Origin of the sequence: Kineococcus indalonis (genome assembly GCF_009906395.1) — a bacterium.
Classification (GTDB): domain Bacteria; phylum Actinomycetota; class Actinomycetes; order Actinomycetales; family Kineococcaceae; genus Kineococcus; species Kineococcus indalonis.
Genome location: NZ_JAAALM010000906.1, coordinates 1 through 860, shown reverse-complemented (window position 1 = coordinate 860; position 860 = coordinate 1). Strand labels below are relative to the sequence as shown.

The 860-nt window shown below is 71.0% G+C and carries 1 protein-coding gene; it reads left to right on the top strand.

The window, feature by feature from the left end; translation table 11 throughout:
• Window positions 1-32 precede the first annotated feature (32 nt).
• A complete protein-coding gene (locus GTR00_RS21870) occupies window positions 33-836 on the top strand; it encodes a carbohydrate ABC transporter permease (protein ID WP_166613587.1) in 804 nt (267 codons plus the stop codon).
• The last annotated feature ends 24 nt before the right edge of the window (window positions 837-860 follow it).

Genomic DNA, 860 nt, shown 5'->3' with positions numbered 1-860 from the left:
GCGCCGGCCCCCGGCCCAGCGCCGCCGTCAGCCTGCCGCTGCTGGTCGGTGCCGCCTACTGCCTGCTGCCGGTGCTGTGGGTGCTCGTGGCCTCCTCCAAGAGCGCCGCGGAGCTGTTCTCCACGTTCACGCTGGCGCCCGGCACGCACCTGCTCGACAACGTCGCGGACCTCAGCGCCTACCGCGACGGGGTGTTCTGGCGCTGGATGCTCAACACCGCCCTGTACGCCGGCGTCGGCGCGCTGGCCTCCACCCTCGTCTCGGCGATGGCCGGCTTCGCGCTGGCGAAGTACTCCTTCCCCGGCAAGCGCGCGGTGTTCAACGCGCTGCTCGCCGGGGTCCTGGTGCCCGGCGTGGTCCTGGCCGTCCCGCAGTACCTGCTGCTGGCCAAGGCGGACCTGACCAACACGTACTGGTCGGTGCTGCTGCCCAGCGTCATCAGCCCCTACGGCATCTACCTGGCCCGCATCTTCGCCGCCGCCGCCGTGCCCGACGACGTCGTGGAGGCCGCGCGCGTGGACGGCGCCGGCGACGCGCGCGTCTTCGCCCGCATCGCGCTGCCGATGATGCGCACCGGCCTGGTGACGGTCTTCCTGTTCCAGTTCGTGGCGATCTGGAACAACTTCATGCTTCCCTACATCATGCTCGGCGACGACAAGCTCTTCCCCGTGACCGTGGGCCTGAACGGCCTGCTCAACCAGGGCGCCTCCCAGCCCGCCATGTACACCTCCGTGGTGACCGGCGCGCTGCTGTCGATCCTGCCGCTCGTGGCGCTGTTCCTGTGCCTGCAGCGCTACTGGCAGGTCGACCTGACCAGCGGCGCGGTGAAGGGGTGAGCGTGCCCGAGCGCACCACCCGCC